The 2,384-nt window shown below is 31.5% G+C and carries 2 protein-coding genes; both read left to right on the top strand.

Going from position 1 to position 2,384, the window contains the following annotated elements; all coding sequences use genetic code 11:
* On the top strand, positions 1-1,200 hold a 1,200-nt coding region (fliD, locus tag CI949_RS19880), incomplete at its 5' end, for a flagellar filament capping protein FliD (protein ID WP_290769668.1).
* A gap of 80 nt (positions 1,201-1,280) precedes the next feature.
* Positions 1,281-2,384: glycosyltransferase (locus CI949_RS19875; protein ID WP_290769665.1), on the top strand; the 1,104-nt coding region annotated here is incomplete at its 3' end.

Below are 2,384 nucleotides of genomic sequence, written 5' to 3'. Positions count from 1 at the left end.
CACCTTGTGTTGGAAAGTACTGAGACTGGAGAAAAAAACGAGATTGCTCTAGTAGATGATAATGATCTATTTAAAAGTCTGGGTATACTTCAAACAGGAGATAATGATAAAACTCTATCTTCAAATTTATTTGAAGTCAAAGATGCAGGTACTGCTTTAGGATTAACAGGAAGTTTTCAGATTGATATAGAGGGTGGTACTGGATCTGGAGAAATAACAATAGATGAAACCATGTCATTAAATGATATTAATAATCAAATTAATGATCTTGATGGAGATTTTTCTGCTGAAGTTAATGAAACACCAGAAGGAAAGTTTTCTCTGTTAATCACTAGTGCTGCAACTAATTCAAATATTAAGCTAAGTAATACTGGTGTTGATAACAATGTTTTATCTGATCTTGCTTTTGGTAATCGTAGTTACAAGGATGAGTTACAAACAGCAGAAGATGCAAATATTGATATTAATGGTATTACAGGAATAACAAGTTCCAGCAATACCTTTTCTGAAGCAGTGGATGGTATGACTTTTAACCTGAATCCAGAAGCTGAGATTAATAGTACAGCTACTGTTTCAGTTACCAAGGATACTGGTAAAGCTACTAAAGCAGTTCAAGGCTTTGTTGACCAATACAACAGCGTTATGAGCTTTATTGATGGCAAAACTGACTATGATTCTGAAGAAGATAAAGGTGCAATTCTTCAGGGAGATAGTACAGCAATGCGTCTTCAGATGCGGTTGAGAGAGCTTGTTACTTCTAGAGTCAAAGAAAATGGAGATTATCAATCTCTATACTCTATTGGTATAGAAGTTGACCGTGATGGTGTCATGAGTATTGATAATTCTAAGTTTGAAGAAGCTCTTGAAAATTCTCCAGAAGAGGTTGCCAATCTTTTTAAAGCTGAAAGTGAATCTGAAGGCTATGATGGAATGGCAGTTCGTATGGACAGTTATCTTGATCAATTAATGCAGTCCAATACTGGTTTAATACCTAGAAGACTTGATCTGTATGATAATCAAATTGAAGGTTTAAATGATGATATAGAGGATGTTCAAAGACAGGTAGAAATGACTCGCGAACGTTATGTTGAGCAATTTGCTGCAATGGAAGAAGCTATTTCTGAAATGCAGAGTCAGCAGAGCTGGATGATGAGTCAGCTCCAGGGTATGGGAGGATCTACTGTAAGCAGTATGATGTAAAAAATGATAATAGTTAAAATTTAAGGGGATTGGTTAATCAAATAAATACTGATCTCCTTTAATATATGGAGGATTCAATTATGTTATTAACGATTGGAATGATGGTAAAAAATGAAGAAAAACATTTAAAGGAGTGTTTAGAAGCTTTAACCCCAATTAGAAATGAGTTAGATACTGAATTAGTAATTATTGATACTGGCTCTGACGATAAGACATTTGAGATTGCTAAAAAGTTTACTGATAAAGTATATTTTCATGAGTGGAATGATAATTTTTCTGAGATGAGAAACACTGTGATAAGTTATGCTAAAGGGGATTGGTATTTTTCTCTGGATGGTGATGAAATTATAAATAATCCTGAGACTATTATTAACTTTTTTAAAAGTGGTAAACATAAAAAATATAATGCTGGTTTAGTTACTCAGAAAAATTATACTAATTTAGAAGAAAATAGATTTTCGAAGATATTAGTACCCAGGATTTTCAAAAATGATGAGGAATTTCACTTTGAAGGAGCTGTACATAATCAACCTCAGTATAAGAAACCCATAATTGCTTTAGATACAATTTTAGATCACTATGGTTATGTGACTTCAGATCCTGAACTAATGGAAAGAAAATTCCAGAGAACTTCTAATATTCTAAAAGATGAATTAGAAAAAGATCCCGAAAATATTTATTACTGGTTTCAGTTATCTAAAAGTTATAATATGCATAAAGATCAGGAAGATGGTCTGGAAGCTATAGAAACAGCCTATGAGGTTGCACAAAAAAATAATATAGATTTAAGAAAAAGAATCTATATTTATATTCAGTTATCTAAGATGTATTTGGTTAATAATCGTTATAAGATGTCTGAAAAAATTGCTAAAGAAGCTTTATCTGTAAAAGATGGTTATGTAGATTTATATTATTATATGGCTAGAGCTCAATTAATGCAGGGTAAAAAAGAAAAGGCTTTAGTAAATTTTAAAGAATATATAAATCTAATCAATAATTATGATCAGACTAATAGTAAGATTGATACTGCTGTTGATGATGAAACTATGGGTAATTATAATATTGCTTATAGATTTATTGTTGCTTTAGCGGCCGATTTAGAAATTGAAACAGATTATGCTATTAACTCAGCTTTTAAAATTGATATAGATTCACAACTTCAGTATGCTATTCATCCTTTTATT

The organism is Halanaerobium sp. (genome assembly GCF_003070835.1).
Note: the sequence above shows the minus strand (reverse complement) of the source record. Positions and strands in the feature narration are given on the sequence as shown.